General features: G+C 55.6%; 18 protein-coding genes. 9 read left to right on the top strand and 9 right to left on the bottom strand.

Annotated features, from left to right (window positions below; genetic code table 11):
* Positions 1 to 68 precede the first annotated feature (68 nt).
* Positions 69 to 2,684, top strand: coding sequence for a DNA mismatch repair protein MutS (gene mutS / locus AC2FD9_RS08860; protein WP_496836471.1), 2,616 nt, complete (start codon positions 69 to 71; stop codon positions 2,682 to 2,684).
* A 58-nt stretch (positions 2,685 to 2,742) separates the two neighbouring features.
* Here the strand turns inward: mutS and AC2FD9_RS08865 are convergent, their stop codons facing one another.
* Both AC2FD9_RS08865 and hrcA read right to left on the bottom strand, forming a co-directional pair.
* Complete coding sequence (locus AC2FD9_RS08865) at positions 2,743 to 3,306, bottom strand: nucleotide exchange factor GrpE (protein ID WP_058275130.1); 564 nt, start codon at positions 3,304 to 3,306, stop codon at positions 2,743 to 2,745.
* A 10-nt stretch (positions 3,307 to 3,316) separates the two neighbouring features.
* Positions 3,317 to 4,381, bottom strand: a complete 1,065-nt coding sequence (gene hrcA, locus AC2FD9_RS08870) for a heat-inducible transcriptional repressor HrcA (protein ID WP_282119790.1) — start codon at positions 4,379 to 4,381, stop codon at positions 3,317 to 3,319.
* 112 nt (positions 4,382 to 4,493) lie between these two features.
* On the opposite strand from hrcA, the gene rph reads away from it, so the two are divergent.
* The 4 genes from rph to AC2FD9_RS08890 are packed head-to-tail and all read left to right on the top strand — an operon-like array spanning position 4,494 to position 7,319.
* Positions 4,494 to 5,207 carry a ribonuclease PH gene (gene rph / locus AC2FD9_RS08875; protein WP_058279370.1) on the top strand — a complete coding sequence of 238 codons (714 nt, stop codon included), beginning with the start codon at positions 4,494 to 4,496 and terminating at the stop codon, positions 5,205 to 5,207.
* Entirely contained in the window at positions 5,204 to 5,818 is a 615-nt protein-coding gene (gene rdgB, locus AC2FD9_RS08880; RefSeq protein WP_282170591.1) for an RdgB/HAM1 family non-canonical purine NTP pyrophosphatase, read from the top strand. Before rph ends, rdgB begins: the two co-directional genes overlap by 4 nt.
* Positions 5,811 to 6,962 carry a radical SAM family heme chaperone HemW gene (gene hemW, locus AC2FD9_RS08885; RefSeq protein WP_496836473.1) on the top strand — a complete coding sequence of 384 codons (1,152 nt, stop codon included), beginning with the start codon at positions 5,811 to 5,813 and terminating at the stop codon, positions 6,960 to 6,962. The genes rdgB and hemW overlap by 8 nt, the downstream gene beginning before the upstream one ends.
* Positions 6,963 to 6,965: 3 nt before the next feature.
* Positions 6,966 to 7,319: a YbaN family protein gene (locus AC2FD9_RS08890; RefSeq protein WP_496836428.1), complete on the top strand. Its 354-nt coding sequence runs from the start codon at positions 6,966 to 6,968 to the stop codon at positions 7,317 to 7,319.
* On the opposite strand, the gene AC2FD9_RS08895 is transcribed toward AC2FD9_RS08890, so the two are convergent.
* The 7 genes from AC2FD9_RS08895 to AC2FD9_RS08925 all read right to left on the bottom strand — a co-directional run bounded on the left by AC2FD9_RS08895 (position 7,309) and on the right by AC2FD9_RS08925 (position 14,674).
* Positions 7,309 to 8,205, bottom strand: a complete 897-nt coding sequence (locus AC2FD9_RS08895) for a ParB/RepB/Spo0J family partition protein (RefSeq protein ID WP_058275136.1) — start codon at positions 8,203 to 8,205, stop codon at positions 7,309 to 7,311. The genes AC2FD9_RS08890 and AC2FD9_RS08895 overlap by 11 nt on opposite strands.
* 20 nt (positions 8,206 to 8,225) lie before the next feature.
* Positions 8,226 to 9,029: a ParA family protein gene (locus tag AC2FD9_RS08900; RefSeq protein WP_058279264.1), complete on the bottom strand. Its 804-nt coding sequence runs from the start codon at positions 9,027 to 9,029 to the stop codon at positions 8,226 to 8,228.
* A complete protein-coding gene (gene rsmG, locus AC2FD9_RS08905; RefSeq protein WP_058275138.1) occupies positions 9,022 to 9,636 on the bottom strand; it encodes a 16S rRNA (guanine(527)-N(7))-methyltransferase RsmG in 615 nt (204 codons plus the stop codon). Before rsmG ends, AC2FD9_RS08900 begins: the two co-directional genes overlap by 8 nt.
* Positions 9,633 to 11,501: a tRNA uridine-5-carboxymethylaminomethyl(34) synthesis enzyme MnmG gene (mnmG, locus tag AC2FD9_RS08910; RefSeq protein WP_496836431.1), complete on the bottom strand. Its 1,869-nt coding sequence runs from the start codon at positions 11,499 to 11,501 to the stop codon at positions 9,633 to 9,635. Before mnmG ends, rsmG begins: the two co-directional genes overlap by 4 nt.
* A 12-nt stretch (positions 11,502 to 11,513) precedes the next feature.
* Positions 11,514 to 12,800, bottom strand: a complete 1,287-nt coding sequence (mnmE, locus tag AC2FD9_RS08915; protein ID WP_496836433.1) for a tRNA uridine-5-carboxymethylaminomethyl(34) synthesis GTPase MnmE — start codon at positions 12,798 to 12,800, stop codon at positions 11,514 to 11,516.
* Between the two features lie 30 nt (positions 12,801 to 12,830).
* The gene (gene rho, locus AC2FD9_RS08920; protein WP_058275260.1) at positions 12,831 to 14,102 is read right to left on the bottom strand and encodes a transcription termination factor Rho; all 1,272 of its coding nucleotides are present in this window, start codon (positions 14,100 to 14,102) and stop codon (positions 12,831 to 12,833) included.
* A gap of 122 nt (positions 14,103 to 14,224) precedes the next feature.
* Positions 14,225 to 14,674, bottom strand: a complete 450-nt coding sequence (locus AC2FD9_RS08925) for a CopD family protein (protein ID WP_472722500.1) — start codon at positions 14,672 to 14,674, stop codon at positions 14,225 to 14,227.
* 403 nt (positions 14,675 to 15,077) lie between these two features.
* On the opposite strand from AC2FD9_RS08925, the gene AC2FD9_RS08930 reads away from it, so the two are divergent.
* Genes AC2FD9_RS08930 through dnaQ form a run of 4 tightly spaced genes read left to right on the top strand, consistent with a single transcriptional unit; the run spans position 15,078 to position 17,812 of the window.
* Positions 15,078 to 15,677: a Maf family protein gene (locus tag AC2FD9_RS08930; RefSeq protein ID WP_472722499.1), complete on the top strand. Its 600-nt coding sequence runs from the start codon at positions 15,078 to 15,080 to the stop codon at positions 15,675 to 15,677.
* Entirely contained in the window at positions 15,674 to 16,507 is an 834-nt protein-coding gene (locus AC2FD9_RS08935; protein ID WP_472722498.1) for a shikimate dehydrogenase, read from the top strand. The genes AC2FD9_RS08930 and AC2FD9_RS08935 overlap by 4 nt, the downstream gene beginning before the upstream one ends.
* Entirely contained in the window at positions 16,504 to 17,097 is a 594-nt protein-coding gene (coaE, locus tag AC2FD9_RS08940; RefSeq protein WP_472722497.1) for a dephospho-CoA kinase, read from the top strand. The genes AC2FD9_RS08935 and coaE overlap by 4 nt, the downstream gene beginning before the upstream one ends.
* A complete protein-coding gene (gene dnaQ, locus AC2FD9_RS08945; protein WP_496836436.1) occupies positions 17,090 to 17,812 on the top strand; it encodes a DNA polymerase III subunit epsilon in 723 nt (240 codons plus the stop codon). The genes coaE and dnaQ overlap by 8 nt, the downstream gene beginning before the upstream one ends.
* Positions 17,813 to 17,827: the final 15 nt, after the last annotated feature.

A 17,827-nucleotide genomic window follows, 5' to 3' on the forward strand; every position in this document is an offset into this window, starting at 1 on the left:
ATGGGTGGATTTGTAAGGTCGCGACCGGAATACGCCAAAAGGGGTCAGCCTTGTCCACAGTCACGCCGATGATGGCGCAATATCTCGAAATCAAAGAAGCGCATGCCGATGCCTTGCTGTTTTACCGCATGGGCGACTTTTACGAGATGTTCTTTCAGGACGCCGTCAACGCCGCCGAAGCGCTGGACATCGCCTTGACCAAACGCGGAAAGCATAACGACACCGACATTCCGATGTGCGGCGTACCTGTCCATGCGGCCGAGGGGTATCTGCTGACCCTGATCCGGAAAGGGTTTCGCGTGGCCGTCTGCGAACAGATGGAAAGCCCGGCTGAAGCGAAGAAAAGAGGCTCTAAATCAGTCGTAAAGCGCGATGTTGTGCGTCTTGTTACGCCTGGCACGTTGACCGAAGATGCCCTGCTTGAGGCTCGCCGCCACAACTTCTTAGCCGCCTATGCCGAGGTTCGCGATGAGGCCGCGCTGGCTTGGGCCGATATCTCAACTGGCGCGTTTCACGTGATGCCTTTGACCTCAGTGCGCCTCAGTCCCGAATTGGCCCGGCTGGCACCATCCGAGTTGATCGTGGCCGATGGTGTGCAGGACAAACTGAACGAACCCGTTATGGATCTCGGTATCTCGCTGACTCCGATCGGGCGTGCCAGCTTCGACAGCACTGCGGCGGAAAAGCGCATCTGCGGGCTGTTTCACGTGAGCGCACTGGACGCGTTCGGCAGTTTTGGCCGCGCCGAAATCTCGGCCATGGGTGCGCTGATCGACTATCTGGAAATCACGCAAAAAGGCAAACTGCCGCTTCTGCAAACCCCATTGAAAGAATCCGAGGACCGAGTCGTTCAGATCGACGCTGCCACACGGCGCAACCTGGAACTGACCCGATCCCTATCCGGTGGCCGCGCGGGTTCGCTACTATCTGTGATGGATCGCACCGTCACACCGGGTGGTGCACGACTGTTGGACCAACGGCTTTCGAGCCCATCCCGCAATCTGGACGTCATCCACGGGCGGCTGGATGCTGTAACTTTTGCGGCCGAAGACAGCCTGATCACATCAGACCTGCGCGAGGCTTTGCGCAAAACCCCGGATCTGGATCGGGCGCTGTCCCGCCTGTCACTGGACCGCGGTGGCCCACGGGATCTGACCGCCATTCGCAACGGCCTGACACAGGCCGCAGCAATCGCCGAACTCTGCGCAGGTCGAGACCTGCCGGTTGTCCTAGCCACCGCCCTGCAAAATCTGGTCGGATTTGACGACCTGCTGAACCTGCTTGACGAAGCGCTTGTGGCCGAACCCCCATTGCTGGCCCGGGACGGCGGGTTCATCGCCCCGGGTTATGATGCCGAACTGGACGAAGCCCGCACCCTACGCGACGAAGGTCGTTCCGTCATTGCCGGGTTTCAGCAGAAATATGCAGAACACACCGGCATCACGTCGCTGAAGATCAAGCATAACAATGTGCTGGGCTATTTCATCGAAACTACGGCCACCCATGCCGAGAAAATGCTGAACCCACCATTTTCTGAGACCTATATCCACCGTCAAACAACCGCCAACCAGGTCCGGTTCACGACCGTGGAGCTGTCCGAGATCGAGACCCGCATTCTAAACGCCGGAAACTTGGCGCTTGAGATCGAAAAACGGCTCTATGCAAAGCTTTCTGGCGAAATTCTGGATAAGGCCGCACGTCTCAACCAAGCAGCGCGCGGTTTGGCTGAACTGGATCTGACCACTGCTCTGGCCGATCTGGCGCGTGGTGAAAACTGGTGTCGCCCGCAGGTTGATGCCTCACGCGCGTTCGATGTTCAGGGCGGAAGACACCCGGTGGTCGAACAGGCATTGCGCCGGCAAAACGGTGACGCCTTCATTGCTAATGACTGCGATCTCAGTGCTGATAAAGGCGCGGCGATCTGGATGCTGACCGGCCCCAATATGGCCGGTAAGTCGACCTTCCTACGCCAGAATGCCCTGATTGCCTTGCTTGCCCAGATGGGCAGTTACGTGCCTGCGGAACAGGCGCATGTCGGGCTAGTCAGCCAACTGTTCAGCCGCGTCGGAGCGTCGGATGATTTGGCCCGCGGACGCTCGACCTTTATGGTCGAAATGGTCGAAACCGCCGCGATCCTCAATCAGGCTGATGACCGCGCTCTTGTTATTCTTGATGAAATAGGTCGCGGCACGGCCACCTATGATGGCCTGTCCATCGCCTGGGCCACGCTGGAACATCTGCACGCCTCCAACAAATGTCGCACCCTGTTCGCAACCCATTACCATGAACTCACCGCACTTGCCGGCAAACTGGAAGGCGTGGAAAACGCCACCGTTTCTGTCAAAGAATGGGAAGGCGAAGTGATCTTCCTGCACGAAGTTCACAAAGGCGCGGCTGACAGGTCCTACGGTGTGCAGGTCGCCCAATTGGCAGGACTGCCCGCCTCGGTCGTTGAACGTGCCCGTATCGTTCTGGATCAACTTGAAAAAACCGAACGCGAAGGGGGGAAGCAAAAGACCCTGATCGACGATCTGCCTTTGTTTTCGGCCGCCCCGCCACCGCCACCACCAGCGCCCAAAGCTTCTCCTGTAACCGGCATGCTGGACGATATTCTGCCGGATGAGCTTACCCCGCGAGAAGCACTCGACCTGATCTACAAACTGAAAGAGGCGGCCAAAACCTGACCGCCCCTTCATCTTTTCAAGAATACTCTCGCCCAAGGCTTGGCTTCAACGAAGCCAATTAACTTGCCGGAGTAGACGACACCCCAACCTGCGCCGGACGCAGCAGGCGATCATGCAACATGAAGCCTTCTGCGGACACCTGTATAATGTCACCTGCACGGGTACCCGGCACCGGGGCCTCGAACATCGCTTCGTGCACGTTGGGATCAAACCGGTCGCCAACTTCGGGCGTGATCACTTCCATCCCATGTTTTTGGAACACGTCCTTCAACGCACGCATGGTCAGTTCCACGCCTTCCAGAAGGGGTCCTGCCACTTCTTTCTGCTCATCGGTCGCGGCTTCAAGCGCACGTTTCATGTTGTCGTAAACCGGAAGCATGTCGCGGGCCAGCTTCGATCCGCCATATTGTTCCGCATCGCGGCGCGCCCGGTCACCCCGCTTGCGGGCGTTTTCCGCATCCGCCAGCGCGCGCATGAACTTGTCTTTGAAATCATCCCGCTCAGCACGCAGCGCATCAAGTTCCAGCGCTTCTTCACTGATCTCGGCAAATTCCTCGGCCAGCTCTTCCGCCTCGGCGGCTGCGATATCGTCCAGAAATTCTTCGTTTTTGGGCTCTGCCATCTCTTACCCTCTAGCTCCGGTCGGAAATCAGTTTGCCGACCAGTTGCGCCGTATAATCCACGATCGGCACGATCCGCCCATAATTCAGACGAGTGGGTCCGATGACCCCAACCGCACCAATTATCTTTCGATCAGCGTTCATATATGGAGACACCACCAAAGAGGAACCCGAAAGTGAGAAAAGTTTGTTCTCTGAGCCGATAAAAATGCGCACACCCTCGCCTTCTTCGGTCAATTCGAGGAATTCAGCAATGTCTTGCTTTCGCTCCAGGTCGTCAAACAACGTTCGGATTCGGTCCAATTCCTCGGCTTCGCCTGGCTCCCCCAGCAGATTCGCCCGCCCGCGCACGATCAAACGGGCCGAGTCTGTCCCGTCCCCATCCCAGGCCGCCATGCCGCTTTCGACCATCTCGCGCGCCAATACATCAATTTCCTGCCTGCGCGCGGTAATCTGGGTCTGCATCTGACGCAGCACTTCGCTGAGCGTTCGTCCTTCGATCAGAGAGTTCAGAAAGTTCGCCGCCTCGCGCATCGAACTGGGTGTCTGTCCCGGCGGAGGCGTAAATAGCCGGTTTTCCACATGCCCGTCCGCAAAAACCAGAACCACCAAAGCGCGGTCATGGGCCAGCGAGACGAACTCAATATGCTTGATCTCGGACTCTTGCTTGGGGGTAAGAACCAGCGATGCGCCATGTGTCACGTGTGACAAGGCCGAACCAACTCGGTCCAGCATCCCGCCCACATCACCCGCGTTAGAGCCTAGTGTTTCATCTAACTTCTGCCGATCGTCTACACCAAGATCACCCACTTCCAGCAACCCATCGACGAACATCCGCAGACCCATCTGCGTGGGCACCCGGCCTGCACTGACATGCGGGCTGTCGAGAAGACCCAAAAATTCGAGATCCTGCATTACATTGCGTACGGTGGCGGCGCTGACCTTTTCCGACAATGTGCGGGTCAGCGAGCGGCTTCCGACCGGTTCGCCGCTGTCCAGATAGCTCTCGACGATCAACCGGAACACCTCGCGTGACCGGTCATTCATTTCGTCCAGAACTCTACTTGCTTCGCTCATCGGCAATCCTCTGCTGGATTGGCATTAAATCGCAGACATCTGAAAGGTCAATCGGGGTTGCATCCTAAGGCACGGGGACGTTATCCCCAACCCAGCAAACAAAGGATTTTCCATGCGACCCTCAGGACGAGATTTAAGCGAAATGCGCGCCGTTTCAATCGAAACGGGGTTTACCAAACATGCCGAAGGTTCCTGCCTGATCAAAATAGGCGATACCCATGTCCTGTGCACCGCCACGATTGAGGATCGCGTGCCGCCGTTCATCAAAGGCTCGGGCCTGGGTTGGGTTACTGCCGAATACGGCATGTTGCCCCGCGCAACAAACACCCGCATGCGGCGCGAGGCGGCCAGTGGCAAGCAAGGCGGCCGTACCGTAGAAATTCAACGCCTGATCGGTCGTTCGCTACGCGCAGGTGTGGATCGGGTTGCGTTGGGTGAGCGTCAGATCACCGTGGACTGCGATGTTATCCAGGCTGATGGCGGCACCCGCTGCGCCTCGATCACCGGTGGCTGGGTCGCGCTGCGTCTGGCCGTGAACAAGCTGATGAAAACCGGGGACGTCATTTCCGACCCGCTGGTCGATCCCGTCGCGGCCGTATCCTGCGGCATCTACGCGGGCCAGCCGGTTCTGGATCTGGACTATCCTGAAGACAGCGAGGCCGGTGTTGACGGTAACTTCATCATGACCGGATCAGGCAAACTGATCGAAGTGCAGATGAGCGCCGAGGGCTCTGTTTTCAGCCGTGATCAAATGAACCAGCTGATGGATCTGGCAGAAAAAGGCGTGGGTGAGCTGGTTGCGGCCCAAAAGGCAGCCACCGCATGACCCGCAAGTTCGACGGCGACAGGCTACTGGTGGCCACGCACAACAAAGGCAAGCTTGAGGAGATGACCCATCTCCTTGAGGCCTTCGGCGTGAAGGTTGTTGGAGCGGCAGAGATGAACCTGCCGGAACCGGAAGAAACCGAAGATACGTTCGTCGGTAACGCCCGGATCAAGGCCCATGCGGCGGCACAAGCCACCGGCCTGCCTGCCCTGTCGGACGATTCCGGAATCACGATCGACGCGCTGGACGGCGCGCCCGGTGTCTACACCGCCGATTGGGCAGAAACCGGCAATGGCCGCGATTTCCTGATGGCGATGACCCGGGCACATGATGAGCTCGAGGCCGCACAGGCGCCTCATCCACGCACTGCACAATTTCGCTGCACACTGGTCCTGGCCTGGCCCGATGGTCATGACGAAGTGTTTGAGGGCGTCATGCCCGGTCAGCTTGTCTGGCCCATCCGTGGGGAAAACGGCTTCGGTTATGACCCGATGTTCCAACCGGACGGGCACGATGTGACCTGTGCGGAAATGGTTCCGGCGGAAAAACACAAAATCAGCCATCGCGGACGCGCCGTAAACGCCTTTGTTCAAGGCTGTTTCGGTGGATGACTGGCGGCATGGAGGCTTCGGCCTCTATGTTCACTGGCCTTTTTGCGAGGCTAAGTGCCCCTATTGCGATTTCAACAGCCATGTTTCAAAAAATATTGTTCAAAAACAATGGCTTAAATCGTATTTGACTGAACTGCGTCGCTCGGCATCTGAAACCCCTGACCGGGTTTTGAACACAATCTTCTTTGGTGGCGGCACGCCGTCCCTTATGGCACCAGAAACGGTGGCAGCCATTGTCGACGAGGCGCGCAAGCTCTGGCGCCCTGCGAACGACATGGAAGTCACGCTTGAGGCCAACCCCGGATCGGTCGAGGCAGGCCGGTTTGCCGCCTATCGCGATGCGGGCGTGAACCGCGTTTCCATGGGTGTTCAGGCCCTGAATGACGAGGACCTGCGCCGATTGGGTCGTATCCACACGGTCGCCGAGGCCCGTGCCGCCTTTGCCATCGCCCGCAACTGCTTTGACCGTGTCAGCTTTGACATGATTTACGCGCGTCAGCACCAAACCCCGAAGGCCTGGCAAGCGGAGCTGACCGAGGCGCTGTCGATGGCCATCGATCACCTCTCGCTCTATCAATTGACGATCGAGGAAGGCACCGCCTTTGGGGACCGGTATGCAGTTGGTAAGCTGCGTGGACTGCCCGAGGATGACCGCGCCGCCGACATGTATCTGGCCACACAAGAGATCTGCGAAGCCCACGGCCTGCCCGCCTATGAGGTTTCCAACCATGCCCGTCCGGGGGCAGAATCCCGGCACAACTTGATCTATTGGCGTTACGGAGATTACGTCGGTGTCGGACCCGGCGCGCACGGGCGTATTACGCTGGACGGCCAGAAGATAGCGACAGAGACCTATCTGTCACCCAACGCCTGGCTCAGTGCTGTTGAAAAAGGAAACGGCGAGAAAGAAAGATCATTGCTATCTACGCAAGATCAGGCAAGTGAATACCTTATGATGGGTATGAGAATTTCTGAAGGACTAGATGTTGATCGTTTCAATGCACTTTCCGATCTCACACTGCCAGAAAACAAACTGAGAGACCTGGAAGAGCTGGGTATGATACACCGATCAAACGGCCGATTGATCGCCACCAAAGATGGTCGCGCAGTCCTGAATGCGGTCATTCGAGAGTTATTGGGATAAACGATGCAGTACCTCTGGGCCGCAATGGGATTGATCTGCGTCGGGTTGGCTGTTGTCGGCATTGTGTTGCCGCTGCTGCCGACGGTCCCGTTTCTTTTGCTGGCCGCGTTCTTTTTTGCCCGATCTTCCTCCCGACTGCACACTTGGCTGGTCAGTCATGGAACCTTCGGGCCGATGATCTTGGATTGGCAACGCTCGGGCGCCATTCGTCCGGCCGCAAAAAAGACGGCCACCCTGTCGGTTGCCGCCGTTTTTGGATTGTCTGTCGTTCTTGCGCTTCCAAGCCACGTCCTGATCATTCAGGCAGTTGTCCTTAGCGGGGTTATGATTTTTATCTGGACCCGCCCTAACGGCTGAGCTTGGCGCAAAGATCGTCCAATTGATCAAGGTTTTCGTAGGTCAGCACGACCTGCCCCGTTTCCGATCCCGCTTTGTGGTTGATAGCTACTTTCATCGCCAGAATGGCTGAAAGATCCTTCTCCAACGCGCGCGTATCCGCATCCTTGCCAGCATTCAGATTTCTGGACCGCGGCGCCGCCTGAGGAGCATCCCCCTGCTGTTGTTTTTTCACCAGCGCTTCAGTCGCACGCACGCTCAGCCCGTCCTTGACGACGATCTTCGCCAGCTCAGAGGGGTCTTCAGCTGTGATCAGCGCCCGGGCATGACCGGCAGACAGTTTTCCTTCAACAACAAGCTTCTGAACATCCATAGGCAACGACAGCAAACGTAAAAGGTTCGCAATATGACTGCGGCTTTTACCCAGCGCTTCGGCCAGTTTTTCCTGTGTATGGCCAAAACGGTCCATCAACTGCTTGTAACCCGCGGCCTCTTCAACAGCGTTCAGGTCTGCGCGTTGAATATTCTCGATAATGGCGACTTCCAGAACTTCGGTGTCGTCAAAATCCCGCACGATAACCGGGATATCATGCAGCTGCGCCATCTGAGCCGCACGCCAGCGGCGTTCGCCCGCCACGATTTCATAGTCGCCGCCGCGAACCTCACGCACGATCAGCGGCTGAATGATGCCCTTTTCCTTGACCGAGGCCGCAAGTTCATCCAATCGCTCTTGCTGAAAGGTTCTGCGTGGCTGGTTCGGGTTCGCTCGTAGTTTTTCAATCGGGACTTTCATATCCGGACGGCGCGGGTCTGTGGGCATAAGCCCCCCGGTATCCTGCGTCACATCCGCCATCAAAGCGGAAAGTCCCCGGCCCAAACCTCTGGGTTTTGTTTTTTTGGCGGCCACGGTGCCCTCCTCACTGTCGCTTAGGCGGCGACTTTCTTGTTCTTGTGCATGACTTCCCGGGCCAGGTGCCGGTAAGCCATCGCCCCCAGTGATCCCGAGTCGTACTGCAAAACGGGCAACGCGTAAGACGGAGCCTCGCTGACCCGCACATTTCTGGGTATCTTGGTTTTAAATACCATCTCGCCCAGATTGTCACGCGCGTCTTTTTCAACCTGACGGGACAAGTTGTTGCGGTTGTCATACATGGTCAACACAACACCTTCGATTCTGAGGTCCGGATTCGCAGTCTGGCGCACCTCTCGAATAGTCAGCATCAATTGCGATAATCCTTCCAATGCAAAGAACTCACTCTGCAACGGCACCAGGACAGAATGTGCAGCGACCATAGCGTTGACGGTCAGAAGGTTTAACGAAGGCGGGCAGTCGATTAGCACAAAATCCAGGTCAAACTTGTCGATTGCGGTTTGACGTAGTGCGTCATGCAACAGATAGCTGCGCTTTTCATTGGATATCAGCTCAATATCCGCCGAGCTTAGATCAACCGTCGCCGGGACAACAAACAACCCCTCGATTTCGGTTTCCTGAACGACCGCCTCTAAAGGCGCGTCATCCAATATCAGGTCATATGTCGTCCAATCACGATCTTCGACCCCCAACCCGGTAGACGCGTTCCCCTGAGGATCAAGATCGACAACCAGCACTTTGCATCCAGCCTCGGCCAGGCCGGCCGCAAGGTTGATCGCTGTTGTGGTTTTCCCAACCCCGCCCTTCTGATTGGCTACCGCAATAATCCGGGGCCCTGAGGGACGAGACAAATCAACCACGTGATACTCCTTTGATTTTAAGGATAACGGCCTGAGGCTCAGTTAAACTTGTAATCGGGTCAACGTCGAAATTCCATTCTTCCTGCGCCTCTTCCAGCTCTTTTTTCCACCTTTCGCCTTTCGGCAACAGCGCCAGCCCCTTTTTGCTCAAATGTCTGTCGCAAAAGGACAATAGCGTAGGAAGATCAGCAAGAGCCCGCGCAGAAAGGATATCAGCGCTCAACGGTTCAACCACTTCGATTCGCTTGGAAACAACAGTGCATTTCGCGCCGCACTCGCGTGCAACGTTGCGCAGAAAAGCGGACTTTCGTTGGTCACTTTCAATAAAGGTGAACTGGGCATCTGGTGCGTCTTCAATGGCCATTATGGCACAAACCATCCCGGGGAATCCGCCTCCGCTACCCAAATCCACCCAGTTTTCGAATGGGCCTGCGCTTTTATAAACTTGTACGGAATCCTTTATGTGTCGAACCCAGATGTCATCCAAGCTTTTCCGTGAAACAAGATTAATCTTCGGGTTCCACCGCTTCACAAGCTCTACATAGGTTGTGAGACGCTCGAATGTTTCACGTGAAACATCCAAATCATCAATAGTGGTCCCATTCATACCTTGCGGACCTTCTGATCGCGTCGAAGCTTAGCCAATAACAACGTCAGTGCCGCAGGGGTAACTCCTTCGACACGCCCCGCCTGTGCAATGTTCTCCGGCTTTGCATTTGAAAGCTTTTGCTTCATTTCAGAAGATAGCCCTTCCATCGAAAAATAGTCGAAACCCCGTGGAATCTCATATGATTCATCGCGTTTCATTGCCTCAACATCTTTTTGTTGCCGGGCAATGTAGTTTGCGTACAAAGCGTCCCGCTCTACTTGCAGACGGATCTCCTCCTCAACACTCTCAATCTCGGGCATCAGAGGAACAAGATTACCAAAGTGAACATCCGGGAACGCCAGAATAGCCATCCCGTCCCTGCGGTTTCCATCTTGATTGACATTGATACCAGCTGCCCGAACTTCTTTGGGAGTAAAAGTCTTTTCTGTCAGTTGGGACTTTGCGGCGGACAGCCTCTCCATTTTATTGGTAAACACTCTCTTCCGCTCACCGCCAACACAGCCGATATCCAAGCCAATTGGCGTGAGGCGCTGGTCTGCGTTGTCCGCACGCAAAGACAGGCGGAACTCTGCGCGTGATGTGAACATGCGATAAGGTTCCACAACACCGCGTGTTGTCAGGTCGTCGATCATCACGCCGATATAACTGTCAGCACGTGTAAAATGCAGCGGTTCCCGGTCAAGCACCTTTAGCGCAGCATTCAACCCCGCAACCAAGCCTTGCGCAGCTGCTTCCTCATATCCTGTAGTTCCGTTTATTTGCCCTGCTAGATATAGTCCTTCGACATCTGGTAGCGAGAGAGTCGATGTCAAAACACGCGGATCCACATAGTCATACTCAATCGCATAACCAGGCTGCAGGATCTCTGCCGCCTCAAGACCTTTGATTGAACGCACATACTCAAGTTGCACGTCCTGAGGCAAAGAGGTCGAAATCCCGTTCGGATAGATCGTGTGATCATCGACACCTTCGGGCTCCAGGAAAATCTGATGTGATTCCTTATCAGCAAAACGTACGATCTTATCCTCGATGGATGGGCAATACCTGGGGCCCACCCCATCAATATGCCCGCCATACATCGCCGATCGAGACAAGTTTTTTTCAATAATTTCGTGCGTCCGCGCGTTTGTATGCGTGATTCCGCAGGAAATCTGTGGGGCAATCACCTTTGTTGACAAGAATGAAAACAAGGTTGGGTCATCATCCCCGTCTTGCTGTTCCAGATCACTCCAATCAATCGTCCGACCATCCAGCCTCGGCGGTGTTCCTGTTTTCAAACGCCCCAGGGGTAGCTCGAAACTGTCGAGCCGTTCTGCCAATTTGACTGACGGGCGATCACCCATACGACCGCCGGGCCGAGATACATCCCCAATATGAATAACACCGCGCAAGAAGGTTCCGGACGTCAGGATAACCGTTTTACTCTTGATTTCAGAACTGTCGGCCAGTTTCACACCTGAAACTTGGTTCCCGTCCATCAGGAAATCGACAACTTCGCCGGTAACGACGAAAAGATTTGTCTGTTTTTCCGTCTCTTTCTGCATGGCCGCGCGGTATAGCGCACGATCTGCCTGTGTTCTGGGACCTTGAACGGCTGGCCCTTTGCGTCGATTTAGCAAGCGGAATTGAATGCCGGCCTGATCGGCAACACGTCCCATGACGCCATCCAGGGCATCAATTTCACGGACCAAATGGCCTTTACCCAGCCCACCAATTGCCGGGTTACAAGACATGACGCCTATATCTGATGCGGACAATGTGACCAGTGCTGTCTTGACACCCATACGCGCTGCCGCATGAGCTGCCTCTGTACCCGCATGGCCTGCGCCAATTACAATCACGTCGAAATCTGAATGTTTCACGTGAAACACTCCTTACTTACCCAAGCAGAAACTCGAGAAGATCTCATCCAAAAGGTCTTCTACACCGATTCTGCCAACCAAGGTTTCAAGTGCACGGATCGCCGTGCGCAATTCTTCTGCTGCGATATCATACAAGTCTGGACCCGATTCCAGAACCGCCATAGCAGAACTCAGGGATTCCCGCGATTTGATCAAGGCAACCCGGTGCCTTTCCCGCGTCGCAATACCACTGCTTGTAGTTCGGGTACTAAGTACATCCGAAATCTGGGAAATGAGTTGATCAATACCCAGCCCGGTTTTTCCGGATATTCCACCTTCGGATGGATCTCGAAGATCAGATTTCGGCAAAACCTGTATATCGCCATTCATAATCTGAACACCCAGGTCCTTCGGGTCATCTGTCAGGAACACACGCAAATCAGCTGAATCGGCGCGCTTTCTTGCCAGTTCGATTCCCAAGCTTTCGACGTGATCCTCAGTTTCCCGCAATCCTGCGGTGTCCAGCAATGTGACCGGAAGTCCTGCAAGATCCATTCGAACCTCGATTACATCGCGAGTAGTTCCAGCATATTCCGAAGTAATCGCCGCCTCTCGCCCTGCCAGAGCATTTAGCAAGGTTGATTTTCCGGCATTCGGAAGACCAACAATCGCGACTTCAAACCCTGTTCGAATGCGCTCTGCAATCTGTACGCTATCTGCTTCACGTTGCAGATCAGCCATGACACCCGTCACAAGGGATTTTACCTCGGGTGTAACGTCTGTTGGGACGTCCTCATCCGCGAAATCAATGACGGCTTCCAGCAAGGATGCAGCACGGATCAGATCGCGTCGCCACCGTTCCGCCAATACACCCAAATCACCAGCCAGAATAGTTTGCGCTTGTTTGCGCTGCGCCTCGGTTTCCGCATCAATCAGATCAGCAAGACCTTCGACCTGTGTCAGGTCCATCTTGCCGTTTTCCAGCGCGCGTCGGGTGAACTCACCTGGCTCCGCCAGCCGCAGCCCGTCCATATCGGAAAGGCACCGCATCACTGCGTTAACCGAAGCGGTGCTACCATGGATCTGCAGTTCAGCCACGTCTTCGCCGGTAAAACTGGCCGGCACCTGAAAGGTTAGAACCAGCCCGTCATCCAACCTTGCGCCATCCGCGGCATATAACGACCGGACCCGCATACCACGAGGCGGCAGCGGGCTTCCGGTTAAGCTGGCAGCTGCGGAATGCGCGTGTGGTCCCGACAGGCGGATGACCGCCACCCCGGCTTTGCCTTGCGCGCTGGCCAAGGCGAATATCGTATCCATTCGAAGGCCTCGCGTCGTTTAAGACCTATGTCAGGTGTTCATCGAATCGAAGAACTCACCGTTCGTCTTGGTCTGTTTCAGCTTGGACAACAGGAACTCGACCGCGTCGGTTGTGCCCATCGGGTTAAGGATACGACGCAAGACGAATGTCTTGGCCAGATCGCCCTTGTCGACCAGCAGATCCTCTTTCCGGGTGCCTGACTTGAGGATGTCGATGGCCGGGAACACGCGCTTATCTGCGATCTTGCGATCCAGAACGATTTCCGAGTTACCGGTGCCTTTGAATTCTTCGAAGATAACTTCGTCCATCCGACTGCCGGTGTCGATCAGCGCGGTGGCGATGATAGTCAGCGAGCCACCCTCTTCGATATTCCGCGCGGCACCAAAGAACCGCTTGGGCCGTTGCAGAGCATTCGCGTCCACACCACCGGTCAGAACTTTACCCGATGATGGCACCACAGTGTTGAAGGCCCTACCAAGTCTTGTGATCGAGTCGAGAAGAATAACAACATCTCGTTTATGTTCGACCAAACGCTTGGCTTTTTCGATCACCATCTCAGACACAGCCACGTGGCGCGTTGCAGGTTCGTCGAAGGTTGAAGACACAACTTCACCCTTAACCGAACGCTGCATGTCGGTCACCTCTTCGGGGCGTTCGTCGATCAGCAGAACGATCAGATAGCACTCTGGGTGGTTCTGTTCGATCGAATGCGCGATGTTCTGCAGGATCACTGTTTTACCGGTCCGCGGCGGCGCCACAATCAGCGATCGCTGGCCTTTACCGATCGGGGCCACCAGATCGATCACACGCGCCGACTTGTCCTTGATGGTGGGATCCTCGATCTCCATCTTCAGGCGTTCATCGGGATAGAGCGGCGTCAGGTTGTCAAACGCGATCTTGTGTCTGGCTTTTTCCGGTTCTTCAAAGTTGATCTTGGTGACCTTGATAAGCGCAAAGTAACGCTCATTGTCATCAGGCGCTTTGATATCCCCTTCGACCGTATCACCGGTGCGCAAGGAATGCTGGCGGATCATGTCGGGTGAGACATAGATATCATCCGGACCTGGCAAATAGTTCGCCTCGGGCGAGCGCAGAAAGCCAAAGCCGTCTTGCAGCACTTCCAGCACGCCGTCGCCGCCAACGGTCCAGCCTTCATCCGCGCGTTCGCGCAGAATCTGGAACATCATCTCGCCTTTTCGCATGGTCGAGGCGTTTTCGATCTCCAGCTCTTCGGCCATCGCCAGAAGGTCTTTGGGGCTTTTGGCCTTCAGGTCGGCCAGATTCAGGGATTCAGTGGACATGATATATACCTTCGCCGCTGACATTGCGGCACGAAGTGGAATTTCAGTACGGAAGATACGCCGCCCGGACGGGCGTGTTGATCCCTACATAAGCGCGCGGGCCGTCGGAGTCAAACAGGCCCTCAGAACTTCACAACGACTGCCAGAACGATGATAACCATCAGAACGGTGGGAACCTCGTTCATCATGCGAAACTGCCGCCCAGTGAGCTTATTTCGGCCTTCCAGGAAATCCCTACGTCTCGCCATCAACCAATGATGGAACCAGGTCATGCCAATTACGGCAGCACCCTTGATCCAGGGCCAGGACCATTCCCACCCGACGATGCCGGGCGTGAACACCATGATCAACCCGCAGAGCCACGCTACATACATCGCAGGGCGCATGATCACACGCAGCAGCTTCTCTTCCATCTCAAAGAAGATGGTTTCTGCGCCTTCGACCTTTTGGGCTTTCTCAACGTGATAGACGTACAGTCTGGGCAAATAGAACAAACCTGCCATCCATGAGATCACAGCCATGATGTGCAATGACTTCACCCACGGGTAAATCGTGAAAAGAAGATCGGTCATTCTGGCTCCGAGCGTTGGTTGGAACCCTCCCTAATAAAAAAATAGGAAAAGAAAAAGGATGATGGTTTTGTAGGGTGAGTAAATTCCGTGGATTACTTTTTTGCGCATGTGTTTTCCCCAGGTGGATAGAATTGTGCCGTGAAAAGGTGATTCTGTTGATTTCAGTTTTTATTATTTAATTTCAGTATATTAGTCCGATATCATTCAAGCTTGTCTGGGGATAACTCGTTGGGTAAGACAGGAAATCCCAGTTTTCCCGCGCAGCAAAGTTATCCTTGTCCCAAAAGGACGGTCTTCGAACGACTCATGGAAGTTTCAGGCGAAATTCCCGGGGTTGCGTGTCAACCGGAAAACCATACAAACCATCCTAGAACGCTCAACGATTTGCTCAGGGGTTTTCCACATGTCTGTCCCCATCATCCTTGCCTCGGGGTCATCTATCCGCGCGCAGCTTTTGCGCAATGCGGGCGTGCCGTTCACGGTGGAAACCGCGCGCGTGGATGAGGATACTGCCAAACGCGCCCTTTTGGCCGAAAATGCGCCACCACGGGATATCGCAGACACTTTGGCCGAAATGAAGGCCCGCAAGGTTAGCGACAAGAACCCGGGCGCGATGGTTCTGGGCTGTGATCAGGTGCTGGACTTCGATGGCCTGCTTTTGTCGAAACCAGAAACGCCCCAAGACGCGCTGGCGCAGTTGAAGGGAATGCGGGGCAAGCGACATATGCTGTTGTCTGCGGCCGTGATTTATCAGAACGGTGAACCGATCTGGCGCCATGTTGGTCAGGTACGTCTGCGCATGCGCACGAGTTCCGATGCCTATCTGCGTGACTACATAGACCGCAACTGGGACAGTATTCGTCATGCGGTCGGGGCTTATAAGCTTGAGGAAGAAGGTGTGCGCCTTTTCGCGACCATTGACGGCGACTATTTTAATGTTTTGGGTATGCCCCTGTTGGAGTTGCTGAATTTTCTGGCTGTTAAAGGGGTGATTGATCAATGACGGATAACCAAATTCCTTTGGCCGGCGTAATTGGGCATCCGATTGGACATTCAAAATCCCCTAAACTTCATGGGTATTGGCTAAAGACTTATGGGCTAGCTGGGCACTATGTCCCTATGGACGTCGCACCCGAGGATTTGGAGAGTGTTCTGCGGACCCTGCCCAAAGCCGGGTTTGTCGGCGTAAATGTAACCGTCCCCCATAAAGAAGCCGCCTTGCAGATTGCGGATCACGTGTCAGATCGGGCGGCAAAGATTGGTGCGGCGAATACACTTGTCTTTCAGCCCGATGGCTCGATCCACGCAGACAACACCGATGGCTATGGATTTATGGAAAATCTGCTTGCAGGGGCGCCCGACTGGAACCCACAGGACGGACCAGCCGTGGTTCTCGGCGCGGGCGGGGCTGCGCGCGCCGTTTTGCAGGCCCTGGTAGATGCCGGTGTGTCCGAGATTATGCTGACCAATCGCACGCGTGCCCGGGCCGACCAATTGAAAGAAGAATTTGGACCGCGCATAACCGTGGTTGATTGGGTCAAGGCCGGCAATGTGATCGAAAATGCGGAACTGGTGGTGAATACCACATCGCTGGGTATGCAGGGACAGCCCGAATTGCGTGTGCCGTTGGATGGGTTGCAGCCGGGCTCTGTGGTTACTGATCTTGTCTACGTCCCTCTGAAAACTAGGCTTCTGCAAGCGGCCGAAGAGGCCGGGTGCACAACCGTCGACGGTCTGGGCATGTTGTTGCACCAGGCGGTTCCGGGCTTTGAGCGTTGGTTTGGAAAACGGCCCGAGGTAACGGATGAGTTGCGCGCCACGGTGCTGGGATGAGCTTTGCTCTTGGCCTGACAGGCTCGATCGGAATGGGCAAAAGCACCACGGCGCAAATGTTCGTGGACGAAGGCAGTGCGCTGTGGGATGCGGATGCAGCTGTGCATCGGCTGTATTCATCGGGCGGCGCTGCGGTAGAGCCGATGCGCGATGCGTTTCCTGAGGCAATTGTTGATGGCGCGGTCAGCCGGGATGCTTTGAAAAAAGCCATATCCTTGGATCCGGCGGCATTGAAAGTGATCGAAAGCATCGTGCACCCTTTGGTGGCCGCCGACCGGGCGGGTTTTCGGGATAGCGCCACGGCGGACATTCTGGTTTTCGACATCCCCTTGTTGTTTGAAACAGGCGGCAATGCGGCGATGGATGCGGTTGCTTGTGTTCAGGTCCCGGCGGACGAGCAAAAGCGACGTGTGATGGAGCGCGGAACGATGACTGAGGCGCAGTTCGAACAGATCCGCGCCAAGCAGATGCCCAATGACGAAAAATGCGCGCGGTCGGACTTTGTGATCGTGACGGACACACTGGACCACGCCCGCGCACAGGTGCAGGATGTGGTCAGACAGATACGGGCGAGGATAGCTAATGCGTGAGATTGTACTCGATACCGAAACCACGGGGTTTGAACCCGAAAGCGGTGACCGGATCGTAGAAATCGGCGCAGTCGAACTGTGGAACCATATGGCCACGGGTGAGACCTATCATGTCTACATCAACCCCGAGCGTTCGATGCCCGAAGAGGCATTTGGCGTGCACGGTATCGGTCCCGACCTGCTGGACACTCCGCGCGCCCCGGAAAAGGGTGAGGTCACGCTGAAAGACAAGCCGGTTTTTGCCAAGGTGGGCCAGGGCTTCCTTGATTTCATTCAGGATTCCAAATTGGTAATCCACAACGCATCCTTCGACATGAAATTCCTGAATGCGGAACTCAGGTGGATGGGATTGCCGCAGGTGCCGATGGATCAGGCGCTGGACACGCTGGCGATTGCGCGCAAACGGTTTCCGGGATCTCCTGCATCATTGGATGCGTTGTGTCGACGGTTTAACATCGACAATACGAACCGTGTCTTGCACGGCGCGCTGCTCGACTCGGAAATTCTGGCCGAGGTTTACCTGGAACTGATTGGCGGGCGACAGCCAGACTTTGGCCTGTCCACCAGCGCGGCTACTGCCGGTGGCGGAGGGGACGATTGGCGGCCAACAGCGCGCCAGACGCCGCTGGCGTCGAAAATCACCGCGGAAGAACGCGCGGCACATGAAACATTTGTGGAGAAGCTGGGCGAAAACGCCCTGTGGACCCGCGCCTGAGCCCCTGCCCGGCGC

The organism is Ruegeria sp. YTSC230 (assembly GCF_059609665.1).

Coding starts and splice junctions, on each gene's coding strand:
- AC2FD9_RS08890 (WP_496836428.1), top strand. CDS start 6,966: ATGCAGTACCTCTGGGCCGCAATGGGATTGATCTGCGTCGGGTTGGCT.
- dnaQ (WP_496836436.1), top strand. CDS start 17,090: ATGCGTGAGATTGTACTCGATACCGAAACCACGGGGTTTGAACCCGAA.
- rho (WP_058275260.1), bottom strand. CDS start 14,102: ATGTCCACTGAATCCCTGAATCTGGCCGACCTGAAGGCCAAAAGCCCC.
- rph (WP_058279370.1), top strand. CDS start 4,494: ATGCGACCCTCAGGACGAGATTTAAGCGAAATGCGCGCCGTTTCAATC.
- mnmE (WP_496836433.1), bottom strand. CDS start 12,800: ATGGATACGATATTCGCCTTGGCCAGCGCGCAAGGCAAAGCCGGGGTG.
- mutS (WP_496836471.1), top strand. CDS start 69: ATGATGGCGCAATATCTCGAAATCAAAGAAGCGCATGCCGATGCCTTG.
- rdgB (WP_282170591.1), top strand. CDS start 5,204: ATGACCCGCAAGTTCGACGGCGACAGGCTACTGGTGGCCACGCACAAC.
- AC2FD9_RS08925 (WP_472722500.1), bottom strand. CDS start 14,674: ATGACCGATCTTCTTTTCACGATTTACCCGTGGGTGAAGTCATTGCAC.
- rsmG (WP_058275138.1), bottom strand. CDS start 9,636: ATGAATGGGACCACTATTGATGATTTGGATGTTTCACGTGAAACATTC.
- AC2FD9_RS08865 (WP_058275130.1), bottom strand. CDS start 3,306: ATGGCAGAGCCCAAAAACGAAGAATTTCTGGACGATATCGCAGCCGCC.
- coaE (WP_472722497.1), top strand. CDS start 16,504: ATGAGCTTTGCTCTTGGCCTGACAGGCTCGATCGGAATGGGCAAAAGC.
- AC2FD9_RS08935 (WP_472722498.1), top strand. CDS start 15,674: ATGACGGATAACCAAATTCCTTTGGCCGGCGTAATTGGGCATCCGATT.
- AC2FD9_RS08930 (WP_472722499.1), top strand. CDS start 15,078: ATGTCTGTCCCCATCATCCTTGCCTCGGGGTCATCTATCCGCGCGCAG.
- hrcA (WP_282119790.1), bottom strand. CDS start 4,381: ATGAGCGAAGCAAGTAGAGTTCTGGACGAAATGAATGACCGGTCACGC.